Source organism: Candidatus Poriferisocius sp. (assembly GCF_965208355.1).
Lineage (GTDB): Bacteria > Actinomycetota > Acidimicrobiia > Acidimicrobiales > Bin134 > Poriferisocius.
Window position 1 is genome coordinate 1,957,362 of record NZ_CBDBOM010000003.1, and the last position, 24,326, is coordinate 1,981,687.

The 24,326-nt window shown below is 65.3% G+C and carries 22 protein-coding genes; 3 read left to right on the plus strand and 19 right to left on the minus strand.

Annotated elements, in window-relative coordinates; all coding sequences use genetic code 11:
- Window positions 1-60 precede the first annotated feature (60 nt).
- Window positions 61-3,228 carry an isoleucine--tRNA ligase gene (ileS, locus tag ACOGXH_RS10350; RefSeq protein WP_419929026.1) on the plus strand — a complete coding sequence of 1,056 codons (3,168 nt, stop codon included), beginning with the start codon at window positions 61-63 and terminating at the stop codon, window positions 3,226-3,228.
- A 9-nt stretch (window positions 3,229-3,237) separates the two neighbouring features.
- Here the strand turns inward: ileS and ACOGXH_RS10355 are convergent, their stop codons facing one another.
- From ACOGXH_RS10355 to ACOGXH_RS10440, 18 genes are all read right to left on the minus strand, one after another.
- A complete protein-coding gene (locus ACOGXH_RS10355) occupies window positions 3,238-3,756 on the minus strand; it encodes a cell division protein SepF (protein ID WP_419929027.1) in 519 nt (172 codons plus the stop codon).
- 95 nt (window positions 3,757-3,851) lie between these two features.
- The gene (locus ACOGXH_RS10360; RefSeq protein ID WP_419929028.1) at window positions 3,852-4,511 is read right to left on the minus strand and encodes a YggS family pyridoxal phosphate-dependent enzyme; all 660 of its coding nucleotides are present in this window, start codon (window positions 4,509-4,511) and stop codon (window positions 3,852-3,854) included.
- Window positions 4,512-4,528: 17 nt separating this feature from the next.
- Entirely contained in the window at window positions 4,529-5,614 is a 1,086-nt protein-coding gene (gene ftsZ / locus ACOGXH_RS10365; protein WP_419929029.1) for a cell division protein FtsZ, read from the minus strand.
- Between the two features lie 107 nt (window positions 5,615-5,721).
- On the minus strand, window positions 5,722-6,480 hold the full coding sequence (locus ACOGXH_RS10370; protein WP_419929030.1) for a cell division protein FtsQ/DivIB: 759 nt from the start codon (window positions 6,478-6,480) through the stop codon (window positions 5,722-5,724).
- A gap of 64 nt (window positions 6,481-6,544) precedes the next feature.
- On the minus strand, window positions 6,545-7,492 hold the full coding sequence (murB, locus tag ACOGXH_RS10375; RefSeq protein WP_419929031.1) for a UDP-N-acetylmuramate dehydrogenase: 948 nt from the start codon (window positions 7,490-7,492) through the stop codon (window positions 6,545-6,547).
- Window positions 7,489-8,862, minus strand: a complete 1,374-nt coding sequence (murC, locus tag ACOGXH_RS10380) for a UDP-N-acetylmuramate--L-alanine ligase (RefSeq protein WP_419929032.1) — start codon at window positions 8,860-8,862, stop codon at window positions 7,489-7,491. Before murC ends, murB begins: the two co-directional genes overlap by 4 nt.
- Window positions 8,863-8,867: 5 nt before the next feature.
- On the minus strand, window positions 8,868-10,007 hold the full coding sequence (gene murG / locus ACOGXH_RS10385) for an undecaprenyldiphospho-muramoylpentapeptide beta-N-acetylglucosaminyltransferase (protein ID WP_419929033.1): 1,140 nt from the start codon (window positions 10,005-10,007) through the stop codon (window positions 8,868-8,870).
- Window positions 10,004-11,170 (minus strand): putative lipid II flippase FtsW, encoded by a 1,167-nt coding sequence (ftsW, locus tag ACOGXH_RS10390; RefSeq protein ID WP_419929034.1) that lies wholly within the window; start codon window positions 11,168-11,170, stop codon window positions 10,004-10,006. The genes murG and ftsW overlap by 4 nt, the downstream gene beginning before the upstream one ends.
- Entirely contained in the window at window positions 11,167-12,501 is a 1,335-nt protein-coding gene (gene murD / locus ACOGXH_RS10395) for a UDP-N-acetylmuramoyl-L-alanine--D-glutamate ligase (RefSeq protein WP_419929035.1), read from the minus strand. The genes ftsW and murD overlap by 4 nt, the downstream gene beginning before the upstream one ends.
- On the minus strand, window positions 12,498-13,529 hold the full coding sequence (mraY, locus tag ACOGXH_RS10400) for a phospho-N-acetylmuramoyl-pentapeptide-transferase (protein ID WP_419929036.1): 1,032 nt from the start codon (window positions 13,527-13,529) through the stop codon (window positions 12,498-12,500). The genes murD and mraY overlap by 4 nt, the downstream gene beginning before the upstream one ends.
- Window positions 13,526-14,944 (minus strand): UDP-N-acetylmuramoyl-L-alanyl-D-glutamate--2,6-diaminopimelate ligase, encoded by a 1,419-nt coding sequence (locus ACOGXH_RS10405; protein ID WP_419929037.1) that lies wholly within the window; start codon window positions 14,942-14,944, stop codon window positions 13,526-13,528. Before ACOGXH_RS10405 ends, mraY begins: the two co-directional genes overlap by 4 nt.
- Window positions 14,941-16,953 carry a peptidoglycan D,D-transpeptidase FtsI family protein gene (locus tag ACOGXH_RS10410; protein ID WP_419929038.1) on the minus strand — a complete coding sequence of 671 codons (2,013 nt, stop codon included), beginning with the start codon at window positions 16,951-16,953 and terminating at the stop codon, window positions 14,941-14,943. The genes ACOGXH_RS10405 and ACOGXH_RS10410 overlap by 4 nt, the downstream gene beginning before the upstream one ends.
- Entirely contained in the window at window positions 16,953-17,396 is a 444-nt protein-coding gene (locus ACOGXH_RS10415; protein WP_419929039.1) for a hypothetical protein, read from the minus strand. Before ACOGXH_RS10415 ends, ACOGXH_RS10410 begins: the two co-directional genes overlap by 1 nt.
- Window positions 17,396-18,382 carry a 16S rRNA (cytosine(1402)-N(4))-methyltransferase RsmH gene (gene rsmH / locus ACOGXH_RS10420; protein WP_419929040.1) on the minus strand — a complete coding sequence of 329 codons (987 nt, stop codon included), beginning with the start codon at window positions 18,380-18,382 and terminating at the stop codon, window positions 17,396-17,398. The genes ACOGXH_RS10415 and rsmH overlap by 1 nt, the downstream gene beginning before the upstream one ends.
- Window positions 18,383-18,637: 255 nt before the next feature.
- Window positions 18,638-19,045: a division/cell wall cluster transcriptional repressor MraZ gene (locus tag ACOGXH_RS10425; protein WP_419929041.1), complete on the minus strand. Its 408-nt coding sequence runs from the start codon at window positions 19,043-19,045 to the stop codon at window positions 18,638-18,640.
- 334 nt (window positions 19,046-19,379) lie between these two features.
- Complete coding sequence (locus ACOGXH_RS10430) at window positions 19,380-20,039, minus strand: lipoyl protein ligase domain-containing protein (RefSeq protein WP_419929042.1); 660 nt, start codon at window positions 20,037-20,039, stop codon at window positions 19,380-19,382.
- A 4-nt stretch (window positions 20,040-20,043) separates the two neighbouring features.
- A complete protein-coding gene (locus ACOGXH_RS10435) occupies window positions 20,044-20,562 on the minus strand; it encodes an HNH endonuclease (protein WP_419929043.1) in 519 nt (172 codons plus the stop codon).
- 96 nt (window positions 20,563-20,658) lie between these two features.
- Window positions 20,659-20,868: a hypothetical protein gene (locus ACOGXH_RS10440; protein ID WP_419929044.1), complete on the minus strand. Its 210-nt coding sequence runs from the start codon at window positions 20,866-20,868 to the stop codon at window positions 20,659-20,661.
- A 45-nt stretch (window positions 20,869-20,913) separates the two neighbouring features.
- Between ACOGXH_RS10440 and ACOGXH_RS10445 the strand changes: the two genes are divergently transcribed.
- The gene (locus ACOGXH_RS10445) at window positions 20,914-21,489 is read left to right on the plus strand and encodes an HhH-GPD-type base excision DNA repair protein (RefSeq protein ID WP_419929045.1); all 576 of its coding nucleotides are present in this window, start codon (window positions 20,914-20,916) and stop codon (window positions 21,487-21,489) included.
- A 34-nt stretch (window positions 21,490-21,523) separates the two neighbouring features.
- Window positions 21,524-22,990, plus strand: a complete 1,467-nt coding sequence (locus ACOGXH_RS10450) for a hypothetical protein (protein WP_419929046.1) — start codon at window positions 21,524-21,526, stop codon at window positions 22,988-22,990.
- A gap of 45 nt (window positions 22,991-23,035) precedes the next feature.
- On the opposite strand, the gene ACOGXH_RS10455 is transcribed toward ACOGXH_RS10450, so the two are convergent.
- Complete coding sequence (locus ACOGXH_RS10455; RefSeq protein WP_419929047.1) at window positions 23,036-24,307, minus strand: DUF222 domain-containing protein; 1,272 nt, start codon at window positions 24,305-24,307, stop codon at window positions 23,036-23,038.
- Window positions 24,308-24,326 lie beyond the last annotated feature (19 nt).

Sequence of the window (24,326 nt, forward strand, 5' to 3'; positions counted from 1 at the left end):
TGTCTGGACCGGAATGGCGACGGGCTATTTTGTAATTTCCCAGTTTCTTCTGGAGGCCCGTTGTCAGATCCGTCCACCCCCTACCCCGAGGTCGACCCCAAACCGTTCTTCCCCGACATCGAGCGACGGGTGCTGGAGTTATGGGCTGAGAACGAGACCTTCGCCCAGTCGGTGGACCAGCGACCTGCGGGTACCGACGGCGACAACGAATACGTGTTCTACGACGGCCCCCCGTTTGCCAACGGGCTACCCCACCACGGACACCTGCTCACCGGATATGTGAAGGACGTGATCCCCCGCTATCAAACCATGCGGGGCCGTCGGGTGGAGCGGCGCTTCGGGTGGGACTGCCACGGATTGCCGGCGGAAATGGAGGCCGAGAAGGAGTTGTCGGTGTCGGGGAGGGCCGCCATAACCGGCTACGGCATCGACCGGTTCAACGACTATTGCCGCCAATTGGTGTTGCGCTACACCCAGGAGTGGGAGTCCACGGTGACCCGCCAAGCCCGCTGGGTGGACTTCACCGACGACTACAAGACCATGGACCTGTCCTATATGGAGTCGGTGATGTGGGCCTTCAAGTCGCTGTGGGACAAGGGCCTGGTCTATGAGGCCTATCGGGTGATGCCCTACTCGTGGGCCGCCGAGACCCCGCTGTCCAACTTCGAGATCCGCCTCGACGACGCCACCCGACCCCGCCAGGACCCGGCCATCACCGTGGCCTTCGACCTGGTGCCGGAAGCAGGTGATCCCGGTCCGATGTGCATTCTGGCCTGGACCACCACGCCGTGGACTCTCCCGTCCAACCTGATGCTGATCGTGGGGCCCGAGATCGACTACGCCGTGGTGGAGCATGACGGCGGGCATGTAGTGCTGGCTGCGGCGATACTGGAGTCTTACGGCGCTGAGCTGGGCCAGAGCCGGGTTGTGGGCACGGTGACCGGCGCCGATCTGATCGGCCGGCGATATCGGCCGCTGTTCGACTACTTCGCCTCCCTGGACGCCGACGGCGCCTTCCAGGTGCTGGGGGCCGACTTCGTGGACACCTCCGAGGGCACCGGTGTGGTCCACGCCGCCCCCGGCTTCGGTGAGGACGACCAGCAGGCCGCCGAGGCCCACGGCTTGCCCACGGTGGTGCCGGTGGACGACCAGGGCCGCTTTACCGACGAGGTGGCCGACTGGGCCGGGGTCAACGTATTCGAGGCCAACAGCGGCATCATCGCCCGGCTCAAAGAGCATGGGCGGATCCTGCGCCACGCCACCTATGAGCACAACTACCCGCACTGCTGGCGCACCGACGAGCCGATCATCTACCGGGCCCTCAGCTCGTGGTTCGTGAGGGTGACCGAGATCCGGGACAAGATGCTGGCGCTGAACCAGCAGATCAACTGGGTGCCGGGCCATGTGCGCGACGGGAGGTTCGGCACCTGGCTGGAAGGCGCTCGAGACTGGTCGATCAGCCGCAATCGGTTCTGGGGATCGCCCATCCCGGTGTGGCGAAGCGACGATCCGGCCTATCCCCGAGTGGACGTCTACGGAAGCCTGGATGAGATCGAGCGGGACTTCGGCGTGCGCCCGGCGGACCTGCACCGGCCGTTCATCGACGAGCTGACTCGACCCAACCCCGACGATCCCACCGGCAAGTCGGTCATGCGCCGGGTGCCCGAGGTGCTGGACTGCTGGTTCGAGTCGGGATCCATGCCCTTTGCCCAGGTCCACTACCCGTTCGAGAACAAGGAGTGGTTCGAGCACCACTTCCCGGCAGATTTCATCGTGGAGTACATCAACCAGACCCGCGGCTGGTTCTACACCCTGCATGTGTTGGCCACGGCGCTGTTCGACCGGCCGGCGTTCAACAACGTGATCTGCCACGGCATCCTGCTGGATGCCAAGGGCCGGAAGCTGTCCAAGAAGCTGAGGAACTTCACCGAGCCCGAGGAGATCTTCGCCACCAAGGGGGCCGACGCCCTCCGCTGGTATCTGATGGCCTCGCCCATCGTGAGGGGCGGCGACCCGCGCCTCGACGACTCGGCCATCGACGACGTTCTGCGTCAGGTGATCATCCCCATCTGGAACGCCTATTACTTCTTCGCCCTGTACGCCAACGCCGACGGGATTCAGGCTAAGCCCCGGGCCAGCTCTGAGGAATTGTTGGACCGCTACATCCTGGCCAAGACCCGGCTGCTTGCCGAAGCGGTAACCGAACGCATGGACGCATACGACCTGCCCGGCGCCGCTGCCGAGCTGGAGGGATTCATCGACTCCCTCAACAATTGGTACATCCGCCGGAGCCGGGATCGCTTCTGGGCCCCGTCGCGCCCGTCTTCGGCCGACGACAAGCAAGATGCCTACGACACCCTGTTCACGGTGCTGACCACCCTGGCCCAGCTGCTGGCCCCGTTTCTGCCGTTGGTGTCCGAGGAGATCTTCCGGGGCCTCACCCGGGAGTCCAGCGTCCACCTGTGCGATTGGCCCGATCCCTCGGAGCTTCCCGCCGATCCCCAGCTGGTGGCCGCCATGGACCGGGTGCGCGACGTGTGCTCCACCGGTCTGCGGGTTCGAGAGGACGAGGGCATCCGAGTCCGCCAGCCCCTGCCATCGCTCACCGTGGCCGGAAACGAGGTGGACACCTTGGCGCCGTTCACCCCGCTGATCGCCGACGAGGTGAACGTGAAGGAGGTCTTCCTCAGCGACGACCTCACCGCCTACGGGCAGTTCGTGCTCCGACCCAACGGCCAAGCGCTGGGCCCCCGCCTGGGTAAAGACGCCCAAGTGGTGTTTGCCGCCGCCCGCGAGGGGCTATGGGAGGCCAATCCCGACGGCACCGTAACGGTGGCCGGCCACACGCTGTCGGACAGCGAGTTCCAGCTGGCCCTGAACCCCGTCGAGGGGACCACCGCAGCGGCGCTGCGCACCAACGACGCCCTCGTGGCGCTGGACACCGTGGTCAGCCCTGAGCTGGCCACCGAAGGGATCGCTCGGGACGTTGTCCGGGTCATCCAGGCCGAGCGCAAGAACCAGGATTTAGACGTCACCGACCGGATCGAACTGACCATTGCCGCCGATGCCGAGATCATCGAGGCGGTGCAGGCCCACCTCAACTACGTCTGCGAGCAAGTGCTGGCCGTCGGCGAGCCTCAGCTCATCGACGCCGATCAACAGGCCGAGACTCCCACCGATCTGTCAATTGACGCGGGCCGTCTCTCTGTCCGACTGGCCAAGGCTTAGCCGCAGCAATCAGCCGTTCTGGTAGTCGGCCTGCTCCATGCGGCGCCGCTCTTCGGCCGACACCTCCACATTGGTGGGGGTCAGCAGGTACACATGATCGGCCACCCGCTCCATGCGGCCGTCCAGCCCGTAGCACAGACCGCTGGAGAAGTCGATGAGCCGTCGGGCCACTTCCCGGCTGCTGTGTTGCAGGTTGACGATGACCGCCTGCCCGCCTCGGAAGCAGTCCCCCACATCCTTGGCGTCGTCAAACGATATCGGGCTGACCACCGAGGGCTTCGAGGATGTGGAGGGAATGGGACGGACAAAGCTGGTGCGAGGCTGTTCCGACGTCGCCTCCATTTCCGACGGGTCCGCGGCCGGGATGGGCCGCACCGAGCCCACATCGGTGCCCACCGCATACTCGTCGTCGGGCGACTGAGACACGAGTCGCATATCGGAGTCCTGCTCCATAAGTCCCTGGGGGCCGAACTCCTCTTCGGTTCCGAACCCTAGCCAGAACTTGGTTTTCTGCCACACGGACGACATTTCTGCATCCCCCTCTCGGCAGCGATTCACTTGCTCTCGCTGATGGTACAGGAACCGGCCCCCCATTTCGGGGAGGGACACCACTCCGGTGGTGTCTAGCCGGGTCGGGGGCCGAACAGGGCGGTGCCGACCCTCACTATGGTGGCCCCCTCCTCCACCGCCACCTCGATATCGGCGGACATTCCCATCGACAGCTCGACCAGTCCGAGTTCTTCGGCCTGGGAGGCCAGGAGGCGAAATCCGGGGCGGGCATCCTCCGGTGAACCCGGTGCTCCCACCGCCATAAGCCCGGCCACCTCCAAGCCCGCCTCACGGCAGCTCCCCACCAGCCCAGCGGTGTCTTCGGGAGAACAACCCCCTCGGCCGCCGATACCGGCGATGTCCACCTGAACGAGCACCCTTGCGCCCGGCACCCGCCGGGCGATCTCTGCGGCCGACTCAGGGCGGTCCACGCTCTGCCACAGGTGGACCAAGCCGGAGATCTTGCGGATCTTGTTGCGCTGGAGCCGGCCGATGAAGTGCCAGCGGGGCTGGGGGGTGGCGCCAGGCTCGGCGCTCAGCTCCGCAGCCTTGGCCAGTAGGTCTTGGGCGTAGTTCTCGCCGAGGTCGGCCAGGCCGGCCTCCATTGCCGCGGTCGCCGCATCCGGGCCGAAGCCCTTGGTGACCGCCACCACCTTCACATGGTCGCCGCCGGCTCGAGACAACCGGTCCCGAAGTGCGCCCAGGCGGTCGGCTACCTCGGCGGGGCTGATCAACGTCTCGGTTGGGCGTGTTACCGGAGGAAGGAGGGGATGTCGAACTCGTCTTCCACATCCGAGCCCAAGATGTCGTCTTCCGCTCCTCCGAACACATCGGGAACTTCGCCGGCGCCAGACGAATCGGTGGCCGACATCCTGGTGGCCCGCTCGCCTTCCCACCGGTCGAATCCGGCCGCGATCACCGTGACTCGGATGTGGTCTCCCATGGCATCGTCCACCACCGTGCCGAAGATGATGTTGGCATCGGGGTGGGCCACGCCCTGGACGATTTCGGCCGCTTCGTTCACCTCGAAGATGCCGAGGCCCGCGCCGCCGGCAATGCTCAGCAGGATCCCGCGTGCGCCTTCGATCGAGGCCTCGAGCAGCGGGCTGGCGATGGCCTTGCGGGCCGCGCTGACCGCCTTCCCCTCACCGGAGGAGATGCCCACGCCCATGAGCGCAGAACCGGCGTCCTGCATCACCATGCGAACGTCGGCGAAGTCGGTGTTGATGAGTCCGGGGGTGGTGATCAAGTCGGTGATTCCCTGGACGCCGTGCAGCAGCACCTCGTCGGCCATGCGGAACGCGTCGACCACCGAGGTGTTGTCGTCGGAGATGCTCAACAGGCGATCGTTGGGAATGACGATCTGGGTGTCGACCTTGTCCTTGAGAGACTGAATGCCGCTCTCGGCTTGAACGGAGCGGCGGCGACCCTCAAAGCCGAACGGACGGGTCACCACCGCGATGGTGAGCGCGCCCAGACCCTTGGAAATCTCGGCAATGACCGGAGCAGCCCCCGTACCGGTGCCGCCCCCCTCGCCCGCGGTGATGAACACCATGTCGGCACCGCTGAGTGCCTCTTCGATCTCCTTGCGATGATCGGTGGCCGCTTGGGCGCCGACCTCGGGGTCGCTGCCCGCGCCAAGCCCGCGGGTCAACTCTCGACCGATGTCAAGCTTTACCTCAGCTGAACTCATCAGCAGAGCCTGAGCATCAGTGTTGACGGCCACGAACTCCACGCCGCGCAGACCGGCATCGATCATGCGGTCAACAGCATTTACACCGCCGCCGCCGACGCCGATCACCTTGATGACTGCTAGATAATTCTGGGGTTCAACCATGGGGCTTCCTCACTCCAATAGCTCAATTCTTCAATCTCTACTTTTGGTTTATGTGAATGAAGAGTTGAGGCTTTAGAACCTATTCCTCAAGTAGAGGTAGATTCAGCTTACGAGCAATTCTCGATTGGGGTCAAGGCGGGACGGTCGGGGTCGCTCAGATCAACCTTCTCGTAGCAGTGCAGGTCGATTCTGGCCAGAAACGTAGCAAGGGCCACCGCTTTGCCGCGGGGATTGTCTCGCCCTCCCCAATGGGCCCGCCCCACACCGGGTAAATCCACAATCAACTGTCCGTTGTCCCAGGAAATCGGGCCGATTCCACTGCCCTGAAGAGAAATAAGAGCTTGGCTGGCCTCAAGCAGCGGCAGTGCCGACTCCGATAGCCACCCCCCCGGCTCAGGCACCGGACCGAACAGCACTACCGGCAACACTCCGGGTGTCGGAATTATCTGGAGGACTCTGCCATGGAGGTCGACCACCGCCCAGCTCTGCTCACCGGGGACTTGGGTCTCAAGGGGGATTTGGGCCACCGGCGTTCGCTCGGTGACGTCGAATGTGACTTTGCCGCCCCACGTTCGATTGGAACGGACCTGATCCACCCACGGCAGCGCCGCTATCGCCCTGCGGGGTCCGGACAAGTCCAGTCCCAGAAGCGGGGTGCCGAGCTCGACTCCGGCCGCCTCCGCCACCTGAATGGCTCCGGTGCGACGGGCGCCGATTACTTCCACCTCATCCACATCCAACAGCGGGCTGCGGCTGATCCCGAAGGCGGCGGCGACCAACACCGCGACCAAGCCGATGGTGATCCACACCCGAAGGCGACGACGCGAATGGACGTCATTGCGCCGAGCCTCGATCCGGGGGTCCACCGGAGGCGCAGGTTGGGGGAGTCGATTCGCTTGCCGATCCTCCGGCGTCTCATCCGTGGGCATGTCAGACCGACCGCCCTGTCCACGGACCGCCTTCAAACCCCACCAGGCGGGTCTCGGGCATCAAGGCGACGCCGATCTCGTCCCGCACTCGGGTGAACACCTCGCCCATCAGAGCGTGGAGATCGTCGGCCGATCCGCCCCGGTCGGCGATGAAGAAGTTGGCGTGCTTGTCAGAGACCGACGCGGTGCCCACCCGGAGCCCTTTCAGACCGGCCGCGTCGATGATTCGCCCCGCGCTGTCTCCGTCGGGGTTGGTGAACACCGAACCGGCGTTCTGTCCTCCCGGCTGGTTCTCCCTTCGCCACGCCACGATCTCGGCGATCAGAGCCTGCGACTCCTCAGCGTCCCCCGCAGCCAGACCCATCTCTGCCCCCAGCACCAGGTGGTGGTCGGCCAAGGCCGATCTCCGGTAGCCGAGCTCCAGTTGCGGTCGGTCCCAGCGCTCGACAACGCCGTTCCTCAGGTCGGCAACTTCGGCATGGACGAGCGATGCAGCGATGTCGGACCCGTGGCCCCCGGCGTTCATGCAAACTGCGCCCCCCAGCGATCCGGGCACCCCGACTGCCCATTCGAAGCCCGTGAGTCCGGCCGCCGCGCTCTGGCGGGCCAGGACGGGCAGGCCGGCCGCGGCGCCGGCCCTGACATCGGGCCCGTCGATCTCGACCCAGTCGAAACCGGGGCCCAGCCACACGGCTATCCCATCAAAGCCGGCTTCAGCCACCAGCAGGTTCGAGCCCTTGCCCACCACCAGCACATCGCTTCCGCTGGCCGCCACCACCTTGGCGAGGGCGGCGACATCGGCATCGGCGGCCAACGTAAACCCCACCCGCGCCGCGCCGCCAACCCGATAGGTGGTTTCCGGGCCGATCGGGCGCTCACGGACAACCGCATCTTGGCCCAGCACTCGGGCCAGGTCTTGGGCCAGGCGATTCCAGTCGACTGGGCTCATTGGCGCTCAAAAAGTCTGGAGATCACCCGATCGGGAATCTCGGTGAGGTCGCCGGCGCCCAAAGTCAGGCACAGATCACCGGGGCGGAGGATGTCGACCAGATGGTCGACTGCATCTTCGAGTCGAGCCACATAGGAAATGTCCAAATCAGGATGGGCCTCCTTGGCCGCCTGCCATGTCAGCTCTCCAGTCACGCCGGAAATGGGTGGTTCGCCCGCCGAGTAGATGTCGGTGACTATCACCACGTCGGCAGCCTCGAAGCAGTGGGCGAAAGAAGTCCACAGTTGCGATGTACGGGTGTAGCGGTGGGGCTGAAAGACGCACACCACCCGGTTCCATCCCCCCTCAACCGCTGTCTTCAGTGCAAAGGCGACTTCAGTGGGCAAGTGGGCGTAGTCGTCGATGAATTCGACCCCGGCCGCTTCCCCCCGGTGCTCGAATCGCCGTGACACGCCCTGGAACCCGGACAACGCCGCCGCCGCCGCCGACTCGTCCACCCCCAGCTCGCAAGCCATGGCCAGCGCGCCGGTGGCGTTGAGCGCGTTGTGGTCTCCCGGCATGGGGACCGTCACCGGACCCAGCAGGTCGCCCCGGCGAGTGACCTCCCCCTCGATGGCTTGACGACTGCGGCTCAGGGTTTGCCAGCGGTAGTCGGATTCGGGTCCGAAGCCGTACAGAACCCGGGAGCAGCCCTCGGAGGCCTTCATAGCTCCAGGATCGTCCGCACACACCACCAGCCCGTTGGCCGCTCTCCCGCAGAACCGGGCGAATTCGGCTTCCAGCTCAACAGCCGGACGATCCCGGCGCAGATGATCGGGTTCCACGCTGGTCAGCACGGCCCAGGCCACGATCAGCTCCCCGAAGGTGCCGTCGCTCTCATCGGCCTCCACCACGAACAAGGGGCTCTGCGACCATCGTGCGCCAATGCTGCCGTTGGCCAACACCGCGCCCACCACGAATCCGGGGTCGGCGCCCGCCGCTATCAGCACATGGGACAACATGGCCGCAGTTGTGGTTTTGCCATGAGTCCCGGCCACCGCCACGGTGGAGCGCATTCCAGTGATGGCCGCCAGAATCTCGGCTCGGCGGTAGACGGGGATGCCGGCTTGGCGAGCCGCCACGATCTCGAGGTTGTCGTCGCCCACCGCGGTGGAGCGGGCAACGACATCGGCCTCGGTCACGTGGGAGGCATGGTGGCCGACGAACACATCCACCCCGATTTCCCGCAAGCGGTCGAGCACCGGAGTGTCAGCCGAGTCGCTGCCGCTCACCGGGCAGCCCAGCCCCCGCAAGACCACGGCGATGGCCGACATGCCTGCTCCGCCCACTCCCAACAAGTGGACCCGAGGCGTCGAGCTCAGATCGACCATGGTCTCTATTGTTGATCTTGGCGGGGGGCGCGAGCGTGCACCTCCAGAAGATCGGCCACTCGGTCGTCGGCGTCTCGGAAACCCAGATCTGCGGCCTCCCGGCCCATGGCGTTGAGAATGCCGGGAACCTTGAGGAGTTGGTCCGCCTCGAGGACCATCCGTTCGCCGTCCATCTCGGCGTCGGGCACCAGAACCGCCCCTCCCCGGGCCGCCAGCTGGGCGGCATTCGCGGTTTGATGATCGCCGGGGGCTCCCGGCAGCGGGACCAGCACCGACGCCAAGCCGACAACGGCCAACTCCGCCACACTGGACGCCCCGGCTCGGCCCACCATCAGATCGGCGGCGGCATACACGCCGGGCATGTTGTTCTCGTACTCCACCGTCCGATAGTCCAGCGCGGCATCGGACAGGTCGGGCCGCAGATCGGCCAGCTCTTCCCAGTCCCTTCGGCCAACCACGTGGTGTATGGCTAGATCGTCCCGATCGGCCCAGCGTTGGGCGGCCTCAAAGGCGGCTCGGTTGATGCGGGCTGCGCCCAGCGACCCGCTGACCACCGCCACCAATCGGCGCCCGTCTTCCACGCCTAAAGCGGCTCGAGCCGAAGCCCGGTCGCTTTCCCGGTTGACCCTCTGGACTTCGCCCCGCACCGGATTGCCGGTGAGGACCGCCCGGTGTAACGGGGTTCCCGCAAAGGACACGGCCGACGCCCGGGCCCACCGGCTGGCGACGCGGTTGGCCAAGCCGGGAACGGCGTTTTGCTCGGCCACCACAATCGGGATTCTGAGCAGCCTGGCGGCCAGCGCACAGGGCACGCTGGCGTAGCCCCCCAGACCCAAGACCACCAAGGGCCGAAGGCGCCGCAGCAGGCGGTGGGCTTGCCCTACAGCCCGGGCCAGGCCCCAGGCCGACGACAGGTTCTGGCGGGTGAACCGGCGCTGAATACCCCGGCCGGGCAGCAGGGTCAGATCGAACCCGGCGGCAGGGATCAGATCACGTTCCACCCCTCGGGCCGATCCCACGAAATGGATGGCACGGGGATTATGGCCGCGCCGAACCAAGGCCTGGGCTACGGCCAATCCGGGGTGGACATGGCCGGCGGTGCCTCCCCCGGCTATTACCGCCCACACCGGGGGGTCACCGTTCACGGCTCGACTCGGATCTGCCGGGCGATGTTCAAGAGCATCCCCGAGGCCACCATGCTCGTCAACAGAGCTGAGCCTCCCACCGACAAGAAGGGCAGGGGAACCCCGGTGATGGGTATCACCCCGACCACCGCGGCGATGTTCACAAAGGCCTGGGCGCCCACCCACACCGTGACGCCGGTGGCCAAGACCTGCCCGAAGCGGTCAGGTGCATTTACCGCCACCCAGATCCCACAAACCACAAAGCCAGCGAACAGACAGATGACGAACGTGGCCCCCAACCAGCCCGTCTCCTCGGCCAAGACGGCGAAGATGAAGTCGGTTTGGGCCTCGGGGAGAAATCCCCACTTTATGCGCCCCTCCCCCAAGCCCACTCCGGAGGGCCCCCCCGAAGCGATGCCTACTCGCGACTGGATGGTCTGCCAGCCGGTGTCGAGCGGATCGGACCACGGGTCGAGCATGGCCGACAACCGGTTGCGGCGATAGGTTGATCCCCATGCGGCCAATGCGGCCGCCCCTCCGCTGACCAGCGACCAGCCGGTCAGCGGAAGCAGGGGCACTCCGGCCATGAACAATGCCGCGAAGGCGATCATCACCAAGAGCACCGAAGTGCCCAGATTGGGCTGGAGCAGAATGAGCCCGGACATGATGCAGCAGATCACCAGCACCGGACGGATGGTGGTTCGAGTACTGCGCTCTTCGCCCTTCTTGTCGGCCAGCCAAGCGGCCGCAAACAGCACCATGGCCAGCTTGGCCAGTTCAGAGGGCTGGAAGCTGAACGGGCCGACATAGATCCAGCGGGTAGCCCCATTGACCGTCGTGCCGATCCCCGGGATCAGCACGGCCACCAACAGCACCAGAGTGATCGCTACCCCGCCATTGGCGTACTTCTTCCAATTCCGGTAGTCCGTGCGCAGCACCAAGACCATGGCCAAGAGCCCTCCCATGCACCAAACGAGCTGGCGCTGGAAGGTGAACCACGTGGACTGGCCTACGTACAGGCTGGTGACTGAGGAGACCGACAGCACCATGACCAAGCCGATAGAGCTGAGGGTCACGATCAATCCGAACAGCACGTAGAACGGAACCGTGGCCTGGCCAACCGGGGCCGATCGGAGGGCCGTGACCCACGCCCGGCGGGGAACCCGAGGAGCTACTGCGGTCATGGCGATCCTCCGATCATTTCGCGTACCAACCGGGAGAAGTGGTCGCCTCGCTCGGCGTAGGAGCCGTACCAGTCGAACGAAGCGCATCCCGGCGAGAGCAGCACTGCGTCGCCCTCTAGGGACGTCTCAGCGGCGGCGGACACCGCCTCCTCCATGGATTCGACGACCACCACCGGGCACAGCCCGGCGAACACCTGCTGGACTTCGGGAGCGGCTTCGCCGATGGCCACCACCGAGCGGAGCTGGTCGGCCGCCTCGGCCAGCGGCCGCAGGTCGAGTCCCTTGTTGCGACCGCCGGCGATGAGGACCGCTTGTCCTGGGGATTGCCCCACCGACCGCACGGCGGCGCACACCGCATGGGGGGTAGTGGCTTTGGAGTCGTCAAAGAAGCGCACGCCGTCGCGCTCGCCCACCAGCACCATCCGATGGGGAAGGCCGGTCCAGGCCAGCAGAGCCGCCCTCGCTCCGTCTGCATGGGCCCCGCCGGCCATGGCCACGGCCGCCGCGGCCAGGCAGTTGGCCAGTTCGTGAGGATGGGGCCGGTGCAGCTCGGCCACGTCGGCCAGCTTTTCCGACCCGACCCACAAGGCGCCTCCGCTCGCTCGGAAGTCGCCGTCGTCGAGCCCGAAGGTCACCACCCGGCCCCGGTCGGGGGCATATTCCACCACCACCGGGTCGTCTCGGTTCACCACCGAGATGGTTTTCTCGTCGACTCGGCTCCACAGGGCGGCCTTGGCGGCCCGATAGCTGTCCAGGGAGGCATGGACGTCGAGGTGGTCGGGGGCGAAGTTCAACCATGCCCCCACCGTGGGCCGATAGCACCGGCTGTGGGCAAGCCGGAACGAGGACGCCTCAACCACGAACGCGGAGGGACGGCTGTCTCGGATGGCCTCCACCAGCGGCGTCTCGGTGTTGCCGGCCACGGTTACCGGAATCCCGGAAGCCTCCAGCATGGCGGCAGCCAGAAGCGTCACCGTGGTCTTGCCGTTGGTGCCGGTGACCGCCAGCGTCGGGCGGTCGTCCCACCGCTGGGCCAAGTCGAACTCGGAGATGACGGGCGTGCCCGCGGCCGCGGCTGCACCGAGGGAGGGGTGGGACTCGGGCAACCCTGGAGTGGGGACGACCGCCTGGACTCCGGCCACCAGGGAGGGCCAGTCTTCGGGAGAGGGGCGCTCTAGGAGATCGACACCCAGTTCAGCGGCCAAGCGGCGGGCGTGGTCGTCGGGGGCGTCGTCGGCTGCCACCACCGGCCGGCCGCGCTCCACCAGTTGGACGCACACCGCCCGGTTGGTCACGGCAAAGCCCACCAGCAGCAGGAGTTCCCGGCTCAATCTGCCCCTCCTATGGATACGAAGTCGGCGTAGAAGAGGCCTAGGGCTACCGCGGTGGCGAAACCGGTCATGATCCATAGCCGGATGATCACCGTGGTCTCCGGCCAGCCCCGGAGCTCGAAGTGATGATGGATGGGAGCCATTCGGAACACACGGGTGCCGAACACCCGGAAGCTGAACACCTGGATGATCACCGACAGGGTCTCCATCACGAACAATCCGCCGATGATGGGCAGCAGAAGGTGGGTGTTGGTAGCCAGGGCCAGCCCGGCCATCCCCGTCCCCAGGGCCAGCGATCCTGTGTCGCCCATGAAGATGCGGGCCGGCGCGGCGTTCCACCACATGAACCCGGCGCTGGCCCCCAACATGGCGGCGGCCAGGATGGCCAGGTCGAGCGCGTGGGGGATGCCGTAGATTTCCTCATTGCGGAAGGCCCAGAAGCCGATCACGACGAAGGCGGCGTAAGCGAACACCGACGAGCCAGCGGCCAGGCTGTCGAGTCCGTCGGTCAGGTTCACGGCGTTGCTGGTGGCCAGGATGAGCAGCACGGCCCACAGGCCCCAGCCCCACGGTCCCAAGTCGATGTTCAGGGAGTCGTGGCGGGTGAAGGACAGCTCTGTGCGCACGTCGGTCAGGTGGATCATCATGAGCGCATAGCCGACCGCCACGATTAGCAGGCCCAAGATCTTGGTCTGCTTGCCCAGACCCAGATTGCGTTCTCGGGCCACCTTGAGCCAGTCGTCAATGAAGCCGACCACGCCGGCTCCGAGAATGGCCAGCATCACGATCAAACCGGTGCGGGTGAATATGCCGTTGTAGAGGTCGCTGATGCCGTAGCCGGCCAGCGCGCCCACCACGATGGCCACGCCTCCCATGGTGGGCGTACCCGCCTTGCTGATGTGGCCCTGGGGTCCGTCCAGCTGGATGGGCTGTCCGATGGAGTGCCTGCGCAGGAAGGTGATCAGCAGACGGGTGCCGATCACCGACACCACCCCGGCGATGGCCACCGCGAACAAGAGCCGGATCACCGGGCTGCCTCCATGGTGGCCAGAAGCTCTCGGGCCACCTCCCGGTCATCGAAGGGAATCACCTGGTCGCCCACGGTCTGGGTGGTCTCGTGGCCCTTCCCGGCCAGCACGATCACGTCGCCGTGATCGGCCTCCGCCAGGCTCCGGGCTATGGCGGCTGCTCGGTCGGCCATGGTCATGACACCGCTGGAACGGCGGGGCACTCCGGTCAAGATGTCGGCGATGATGGCGTCGGGATCCTCGGAGCGGGGGTTGTCGGAGGTGACGATGACCTGATCGGCCTGCTCGACCGCCACCTGGCCCATCATCGGCCGCTTGCTTGGGTCTCGGTCGCCACCACAGCCGAACACCACCCACAGGCGACCGGCGTCGGCGACCAACTCTCGGGCGGCGGCCAGCACTTTGGCCATCCCGTCGGGGGTGTGGGCATAGTCGACTACCACCGTGAACGGACGGTCGGATTCGATGGTCTCGAATCGGCCGGGGACGGGGTGAGCCGATTCCAGCCCGGCCACCACTTCGGAAACGCTGACTCCCAGCAGCAGGGCTGCCTCGGCCGCCGCCAAAGCGTTGGCCGCGTTGAACCGGCCGATGAGGGGCAGGCTGACATCTTGGCCCCTCCACCGCATGGCCAAGCCCCGCGGCCCCAAGTCGACTGACAAGTCGGCGGGGTCGTACCCCACGGTGGGGATGCGGGAATCGGCTGCCAGCCGCCTGCCGTGCTCGTCGCCGCGGTTGACTATGCCGCGGTCGGACAGTTCGGGGGTGAACAGGCGGGCCTTGGCCTCGAAGTACTCCTCGTCGGTGCGGTGGTAGTCGAGGTGGTCGGTAGAGAAGTTGGTGAACACCGAGGCGTCGTAGCGAATGCCGTCTACTCGGTGCTGGTGCAGCGCATGGCTGGACACCTCCATGGCCACCGCCTCAACACCATCCAACCGCCAATCCGCCAGTTGGCGCTGCAAGTCGACGGCCTCCGGTGTGGTTCTGGATCCGGTGAGCGTGCCCATTGTCTCGGTTTGCAGGCCCGCGGCGGCCAGCACCGAGCCCAGCAGGCTGCACACGGTTGTCTTGCCATTGGTGCCGGTCACACCGACCATGGCCATGGACCGGGATGGATGATCGTGGAAGGTCGAGCTCATGGGACCCATGGCCCGGCGCACCGAATCGGCTTGAACTTGGGGGCAGCCCAGGCTGAGCGGGCGCTCCACCACTAGGCCCGCCGCCCCCCGGTCCAACGCGTCGGACGCGAATTCGTGGCCATCGTGGTTGGCCCCCGGCACACAGAAGAACAGATCGCCGGGATTCACTGTTCGGGAATCGTGGGCCAGCCCGGTGATCTGGGCATCGCCTTGGCGATCGACCAGCCCCGGAGCGGCCTCGGCCAGTTCCCGCAATGCCATCGACGGAGCGCTCACTGGCCGACTTCGGTCGGGGGGGATTCGCCGCTGGCCTGTTCCGGCGTTCCTGAACCCTGGGGCTCGACGCCCGGGGAAGTGTCCTCCGACTCTGGCGGGGGTGCCGGTTCAGGTGTGGGCTCGGGGACCGGCGTCGGAACCGGGGTGGGCTGCGGGGTGGGAGCGGGCTGGGAAGTGCTGGCCGGCGCCACGGTGGGCTGCGGGGTGGAAGCAGGTGTCGGCTCCGGGGTGGTTGCCGGCACAAGCGCGGGGGTCGGCTGAGGAGTGGGAGCGGGACCCAGCTTCGGCTCGACGGTGACGAAGCCCACTGGCGGGGCTATGCGGAGGCGTTGCAGGGAGTACTTGGCCAGCTCGGCGAACAGCGGGGCGGCCGCCTGGCTGGCATAGAAGTTGGTAACCGGCTCGTCGATCACCACGATGATGGAGATCTGAGGATCCTCGGCGGGCAAGAAGCCGGCGAAGGTGGCGGTATAGCGCCGCGCCCCGTCCTCGTCTTCGTAGTTGCCGCCGGTCAGCACCTTTTGGCCAGTCCCGGTCTTGCCCGCGACGGTGTAGCCGTCTACTTGGGCGTTGCGTCCCGTCCCTTCCCGCACGACCGTTACCAGCATGTCGGTCATGAGCGAGGCGGTGTTGTACGACACCGCCCTGACCGGCTCGGTCCGCTCCACCGGTATCTCATGTCCATCAGCGTCCACCGCCGAGCGAACCAGGGTGGGCGGCACCCGCAATCCGCCGTTGGCCAGGGTGTTGTAAACCATCAACACCTGCAAGGGGGTGGCCAGCATGCCCTGGCCCAGCGCGAAGCTGGCCACATCGGTTCCGCTCCATTCCAGGAGATTGGGTACCAAGCCGGACGATTCCCCCTTGAACCCCAGTCCGCTGAGCGATCCCAGTCCGTACCGGGACATATAGGCAGCCAAGCGGGTGGAGCCCAACACGAGGGCCCACTCGACGGTACCAGTATTGGACGAACGGGCCAGGATCTCCTCCATGGTGTAGAGCGCGGTCCCGTACTCGGTGTGATCGGTGAACTCCTGATCGTAGAGGTTGAGCCAGTGGTTGACTTCGCGCACATGGTGGGGCGCTCCCAGGCCTTCCTCGATCACACCGGAGAGCACCACGCTCTTCATGACCGAACCGGGCTCATAGCCCCAAGTGACGGCGAGGTTCTCGCTGAGGGAGACCGGATCGCCCTCCCCATTTCGACCCACCGAGGCCATGGCCAGAATCTCGCCGGTGTCGGGCTCCATGATGATCACGGAACCGCTGGAGGCGTCCACCTCTTCGATCTGGCGCATGAGGGCGCGCTCAGCCTCAAATTGCAACGAGCGGTCGATCGTCAAGTAGAGATCGGCGCCCGGTTGCGCCGGTTTGATGTGGCGGGCTCCGGTCGGAATGGTGCGCCCGTCTTGGCTGCTCTCCAGCACCATCTCTCCGGGAATGCCGCCGAGGACTCCGTCATATTGATATTCGAGGCCGCTGATGCCGATTTGGTCGACGTCCACAATCCCGACCACGGATCGGCCCAATCGAGAGCCCGCGGGGTTGAAGCGGGCCGACTCCTCCAGCAGATACACCCCCTTGAGGTTGAGTTCAGCCACGGCCTGGGACACCTTGTCGGGCACCGTTCGGGCCAGATAGGCGTGCTGGTCGGGCTCGCTCAGCAATTGGAACAGATGATCTTCGTCTTTCTCCAGCACTGGGGCCAGCGCAGCCGCGGCTTTGGCCGGGTCGTCTACTTGGCTGGGGTCGGCCCAGACCGTCCATTGCGGCACCGACACCGCCATCTCCACCCCGTTGCGGTCGAAGATCTGCCCACGGTCGGCCGTCAGCTTGACCGTCCGGATTCTCTGCTGCTCGCCGTACTTCACGTAGGCGTCGGATCGGAAGAGCTGGAGGTCGGCCAGCCTAACGCCCAGCACCACGGCGATCAGAGCGAAGACCACCGCCATGGCGGTGCCCCGCCGTCGGCGCGACTGGGTTCCCCTAGCCTCCCTCGAGGACTTCACTACTCGCCACCCTCATCCAAATCCACGGGAGACAGGTAGATGAGGCGGTCCGGCTCCACCATTCCCAATCGATAGAGGGCCACCGCCACGATGCGGTCGGGAGCCTCGGCCCGAGCCACGTTGAGTCGCAACCTGTCGTTGGTGGCCCGAACGTCTTCGAGTTGCTGGTTGAGGTTGTCGAGAGTGGTTTGCCGGTCGACGATCATGGCGTGGAACAAGGCCAGGGCGAAGAGGCCAATCACCACGGTGATGGCGGCGGCCCAGCCCATCAGGGGCATCAGCTTGCGGCTGGGCCGCGGGGCGACATGGAGGTGTTGGCGGGGACTCTCCTCGGTCTTGGCCGGTGCGGTACGGGAGCCGGGGTCGGTCTTGGCCGGTGCCGGTCGGGAGCCGGGGTCGGTCTTGGCCGGTGCCGGGCGGGGGTGGCGCTGGGGGGAGGCCATTACGCAGCTCCCCCGCTTTGAACGTCTCCCAGTTTGGCGAATGCCCGAAATCGGGCACTGGAGGCTCTGGGGTTGTCCTCCATCTCCGCCGGGCTGGGCCGGCGACTGCCCCGGGGAATCAACTCGATGGCGGGCTGAGGCTGGGACGCCGATGGGGGCAGGCCCCGAAAGCGGGATTCGTCGCTGAGTCCGGCGCGGCGGCGCAGGACCCGCTTGACGATGCGGTCCTCACCGCTGTGGTAGCTGAGCACCACTCCCCGGCCCCCGGGCACCGTGCGATCGATGGCCGCTTCCAAGGCCGGCTCTATCTGGTCCAGCTCGTTGTTGACCGCGATCCGAATGGCCTGGAATGTCCGCTTGGCCGGGTGGCCTCCCCGCCGACGGGCGGGAGCGGGGATGGCCTCTCGCACGATGTCGGCCAACTCGGTGGTGGAGGCGACCGGCCGGGCGGCGGCAATGGCCGAGGCGATGCGATTGGCGTAGCGCTCGTCGCCAAAGCTCTTCAGGATTCGGACCAGGTCGGCCGATGGCCATTTGTTGACCACCTCGTCGGCCGAGAGCTGCTGGTCGCAGTCCATCCTCATGTCCAGGGGTCCGTCATGGCGGTAGCTGAACCCCCGCTCTGGCCTGTCGAGCTGTGGTGAGCTCACCCCGAAGTCGAACAGCGATCCCACGATGCGAGACACGCCCAGCGACTCCAGCACTTCGTCCAACTGTGCAAAGCTCGCCCGGCAGATGGTGGCGCTGCGGCCGGCCAGGACGGTGGTGGCGGCCTCGACCGCGGAGGGGTCACGGTCGAGGCCTATCAGTGAGAGGTCAGGCCGGGCGTTCAAGACTGCCCGAGAGTGACCTCCCCAACCCACGGTTCCATCGAGAAATACTCCCGGCGGCACCGTGGACAGATGTTCCACCACTTCTGAGACCATGACGGGGTGATGGACAAATCGACTGTCGATCGCCGTCGATGTCCCCCCGTTCATGCTCATTCACCTCCTCGGCGTGTCAGCGGCCCAATGGTTGAGGGAGCTGCTTTGTTGCGTCCGACCGGGTCGGGCGATAAAAATGGCGCCCATCGGCAGTCCTCCGCCTGGCGACCGCACTCCGGGATTTCTCCCCGGCAGTGTCAGATGGCAAGCGGGCGGAGTAGGGGCCTTCCATCTCGTCAGACGGAGGACTGCCCATGAGCCCTATTTCTCCTTACCTTGCGTATTCCAGTCGTGATCTCCTTCCTCCAGACCTCTTCACAGCCACCTGTCGACATCGGCTTCACCCAATTCGGCTTGAAGCGATGCCCATACCTCCGCGTCCCACACCTCGCCCCGGTTGAAGACGCCGACCAGCACCACGCTCTTTTCCAGACCCAGCACCTCACGCTTGGAGTCGGGGAGATTCAACCGGCCCTGGGCATCCACGGTCGCCGGCTCCAGACTGGAAGAGAATCGGCGGAACTCATCGCCGGTGGCCTCTCCGGCTCGAACGGCGGCTTCCATCCGCTCCAGCGCGCTGCGGGCCTCCTCCGTGGTCCAGATGCCGAGGCACTGCTTGTAGATGGCCACGTATGCCCCTTCGGCCAGCACCGAGCGAAAGGAGGGCGGCAACGAGAGCCGGCCCTTGTCATCCAGGGAACGCGCGTGCTCACCGGTAAGCACGATTTCCCCTAATGGGTCCCGAGTATTTCCCCTTATCTCCCATTTCCTCCCACCCTATCCCCTACAGCCCCACCAAAGCAACCCAACTCCGGGTTTTTGGAAAGGGCCGCGCCACCGCAGGCAATAGGGACGGGCCTAGGCCTCGGGAACAGGCCGACGAAACTGACTGTCAAGCGGTGCGACTTGGGTTTATTAGCGCGTGTCCTGCTAGGCATCGACGCCCCTCGCGGCGTTGCTCCTCCTTGCCGTACGCTCCGGGTATGGCTGCGTCGGTACGCCTAGCGAGGAACCCCGCTGCCGTCGCAATTCACGGCGCTAAACCCAAGACGCACCGCTAGCTAGGAAGAGCGCTCAAAAGGGCTGCGTTGATGTCGTCTCGGCGGGCATCAACGGCGAAGGCCGCTCCCGCCAGGGCGTCTCGAAGATCATCGATCTGATCGGCCGGTATTGCCAGACGAGCGGTTAGCTCATCGGGATTCCAGCGGCGATACACCAGGGTCTGAAACCGGGCCGTGTTCCGGGTGCGGCGCTGGGTGATGCCGACCGCTTTGGCTTCACCGGCCAATACCTCTCCGGGGCCTTTGCTGGCGAAGCAAGCCAGTCGTCCCCATGGGCCGGGTTCATAGCGATCCAAGACCACTCCGGCTGGTACATCCAACGAGGCCAGTGCGGCCCGCCAGGCTTGTCCCAACCACAGGGGCGCCCGGTTGACATCGTCATCCCAAAGGGGGTCGTTGTGGCTGATCACCACATCGATCCATACCGTGTCGTCGGGCACCACTAACACCGCTCCCCCGCCGCTGCGACGCCTTACTACTCCCGCTTCGCTGGAAGCAGCGGCGGCGTCGGGTTGGGCCGAACCCAGCACCAGCGCGGAGTCATGGGGCGACATGAGCCACACTTCCCTATCGGCATCGGGATCGGGGCTCAGTTGGTGCAGCTCCTCCACTGTCCCGCTCAAACAGCGGGTTGTCCACCCGCCCTCGATCGCCAAGGGATCAGGCTGACTGGGCGACGGATTCCGCGTTTGGGTCGAGGTAGGGCAGCCAATCGGAGGGCACATGGCCGACGGCAGAAGCCACCCAGGCCGAACGGGGCGGCTCGGCTGGCGGACGCATCAGCCTCATGGGGGTCTCCGACAGCAACCGATCCCTCTTGGCCATGTTGCACCGTCGGCAGGCCGCCACCACGTTCTCCCAAGAGTGGTCTCCGCCCCGGCTGCGGGGCCGGACGTGGTCGATGGAGTCGGCGTGACGGCCGCAGTATTGGCAGCGGTATCCGTCTCGGGCAAATACCCCCCGGCGGCTGAGCCCGCCGGTGCGGAAGAACGGCACCTTGACGTAGTAGCGGAGTCGAACCACCGACGGCACGGGCAGGTCGAGCCGCTCCGAGCGGATCCGCTCGCAGGACTCCAGCACGACCTCGGCCTTCTCGGCCATCACCAAAACGAGGGCGCGCCGGGGAGATACCACACTCAACGGCTCAAAGGAGGCGTTCAGCACCAGCGCCCGGCTCATGGGGGAAACCATAGTGAACTCGCCGACCTGCTTTGCGCGGATTACCCAGAACCCGCCTCTGTATTGAACGCCGGCCAGCGGCTGTTCAACCCGGTTTCACCTAGTGATCCGCCCCCAGGCTTTGCACCATTTCAGATAGTTGATGAGGTCGTGGATTTGGGGTTGGGCGTCGGCATCGCCGTACATGGTGACCATTCTGAACTTCATGTATGCCGGATCGGGGCGCATCCTCAGTCGCCATCCGAGTCGGATCGCGGCGGGCCAGATGTCGGGGCGCATCAGTATTTTCCCCAGCAATCGAGCCACCTCTTCAGGCTACGCGTTGTGACACAGGGCCGTTACGATAGGCGGATGGGAACACTTGCTGTCACCGGCGATCACGACGCCGACCAACTCCTCCTCGATGATCCGTTCGCTCTTCTGCTGGCCATGATGCTCGACCAGCAGGTCCCCATGGAATGGGCGTTCAAGTCGCCCCTGCGGTTGAAGGAGCGGATCCCCGACGACTTCTCGGCTGAACGCCTCGCCGTGCTGGATCCCGATAAGGCCGAGGCTGTGTTCAAGGAGAAGCCCGCGCTGCACCGGTTCCCCGGTTCGATGGCCCGCCGGGCCCAAGACCTGGCCCGCCACATCGTGGACAATTACGACGGCGACGCCGCCCGAGTCTGGACCGAGGCCGATACCGGCAAAGACCTCCTCAAGCGGCTCAAGGCCCTCCCCGGCTACGGCGACGAAAAGGCCAAGATTTTCCTTGCCGTGCTGGCCAAGCGATTCGACGTGACCCCCGAGGGCTGGGAATCCGCCGCCAGCCCCTTCTCCGACCCCACCCCCCGCACCGTCGCCGACATCGACAGCCCCGAAGCCCTCGCCCAAGTACGCGCCTGGAAGAAAGCCCAAAAGGCCAAAGGCAAAACCAAGCAAGACTGACCGTAACCGGCTGATTCAGTACGGTTACCCCCGCATGACCAACCCAGCCGACATCCCCGATCCGCTTCCCTGGGAGGAGCGTGGCAAGAATATCGGTACCTTGCCAGGCGGGTTTGCAGGCTACATCATCACACTGCGCGAGATCTGCAAACAGGTTGAGATGCACCACCCGAAATCTCAGGACCTGGTGTCATGGCTTCAGAGCCACTACCAATTGACCGGCGGCAGTGCCAGCGGCAAAGAGAATTTTCTCCGAAAGGCTGGTGTATTCGAGCACATGAACGGCTCGCTTTGCCTTACACAACAAGCAAATAGATGGTATGAATCGCAAGACGACGGAATTCTGATCGGGCTCCTGCACAGCCAAATTCGATTTGTTGGGGAAATGCTTGCAGAGTTGCAGAACCAACCCCGCTCGACCGAAGAGCTTCGTCGGTCTGCGAGGACCCTAGGTCTGAATTGGGAAAGCAAGGCACAAGTCCAAAGACGGAGGGGTTGGCTTCAATCGGCCAAGCTGATCCAACCCATTGGCGGAGACCGCTTGGACATCACGGATGCGGGACGCGACCTACTGGCCATTCTGGACGTACATTCACCTGGTCAGAAATCAGAACGCTCTCACTCACGGCTCTTCCCTAAACCAGAGAGCACCCCTGCTTCCATCCCCGAGGCCACGCCATCAACTGCCAAATCTGACTCAGACGACTCCGAAGCAGTTCACCAACCCCCCTCCCCTGCAGAGGTGCTTGCCAAAGAGATTCGAGAAGCATCCACCGACAGCAAGAACCCCGAGCGCTTGGAGCTCGCCATTCGGGATGCTTTCCGGATTCTTGGGTTCGACGCGGAGAAACTCGGCGGCAGCGGCAAGACCGATGTGCTCGTCAAGGCACCGCTGGGCAGGGACGACTCATACTCGGTAGCGGTCGACGCCAAAACAGTCGGCGCTGGCTCCTTGGGCGATGGCCAGGTGGACTGGGTCACTTTGGATGACCACCGCAAACAACACAACGCTGACTACTCGATGCTCATCGGACCTAACCCATCCGGGAGTCGCTTGATGAACCGAGCAGTTGACAAGTCAGTGGCAGTGCTCTCAACCGAGCAGCTAGCGGACCTCTGCATCCAGCACGCCAACGCGCCACTAGGCCTCGAGAGCTACCGGATGCTCTTCGACACAGGCGGTGCTGTCGACATGGCCCCGATAGAGATTGCTGCCCGAGACTTGGCCCGGACTCGGAACCTCGCAGTGGAGCTTTGTGCGAAGTTGGCTGAGAGGACCAGTGCATTTGGACCGCTCATCGCCTCGCAATTGATGGTGATGCTCGATCAGCCCGACAAGCCCAGTTCGGCGCAGGAGATCCAGCAAGTGCTGGACACCTTGGCCAGTCCAATAGTTGGCGCAATCCAAGGCACCGCCGACAAGGGTTACGTATTGGCTACAGCGCCGAGAGTCATTCAGCATCGGCTCCAACAACTCGGAGACTTGCTAGCCGCCCATTAGGGACGCAAATTCCGCAGGAGCCTCCTTGGCGGGTGTGCTCAGAGTTCAACTCAGGAGTACCGGCTGGCGGTCGGCGGGCTGCGTCGTGCTGATTCCTGATTCGGGGAATGGGTCGGTTTGTTGGGAGGGCTTGTCGGTTTTGGATTGCCAGGGTCGCAGGTGGGCATACGGTTTGGGTGGGGGTCTGAGTTCGTAGGCGCCGTCGCTTCGCCGGTGAACTTCCCATCCGTCGTCATGGATGTTGTGGTGGCAGCTTGTGCACACAAGCACGAGGTTGTCGATATCGGTGCGGCCCCCTTTGAACCACTCTTGGATGTGGTGGGCTTCGCACCACACGGCTGATCTTCCGCATCCGACGCAGTGCTTGTCGCGCACGATGAGCGCGGCCCGCTGGGCTTCGGTTGCCAGGCGGTGCTTTCGTCCAATCCAGAGTTCCTGGTTCTTGGTGTTGAACACGCAGGGCAGGATGTCGGCGTTGCATGCCAGCCGCAGCGCTTCAGACATTGGCAACAGGTCGCCGTCGGGCAGGCGCACTTCAGCAATCTGGTTGTTGATCATGTCCCACTGCGCGGTCAAGATGAGCGTGGTGCCTTGCGGCTTGCGGTCACCGGTGTCAGCACAGACCAGGCTCTCCAGGGCGTCGGCGAGCCGCTGGTCGAACGTGGCCTGATCGGCGCTGTTGTCGTCGTTGCGCAGCCGGCGTTCCTCGGCGGCCAACGCGGCCTCGATCCTGTTCCCGGCCTCCGGATCGAACCAGCCGTTCAAGTTGAACATCCCATCCTCAGGAGACTTGAAAACGCGCAATGTGCGGCGCTCCCGCTTCTTCTCGAACAGCGACTTCCCGTCGTCGCCCGACTGCTCATGCTGGTGATCGCGCAACGTCCGGGAGAAGGTGCCGAAATCCTCGCGGCGAGCCGCCTCCAACAAAACCGTCTCGTCGACCGGCCCCTGGGAAGCGGCCTTGGCGATCTGCTTTGCGTGATCCGCGGGAATCTCCCCAGCGCCCAATGCATCGAGCGTCTCGGGAACCTTGGTGAACTGAGAGGCTGTCTCCACCTCACGACGGGCCTGCTGCTTGGAAGCCTGAAGCTCATCCAAAGCCACCCGCCGGGCCAAACCCTCGCCGCCCCGGCTCGCGTACTCAGCCAGCGCGGCCGTCTTCATCGCCGCCAGCCGGGACTCGGACTTCTTGATCAAACCCAGCCTCGCCCGCAGCTCCGACAGCGACAGGCCAGCCACATCAACAGCCTCCGGCCACACCGGCCCGGGTGACTCGCAATCAGCCCGTTTCCCCTGATCACAGGGCCTAAACTCCATGCCACAATTCTACTGACAC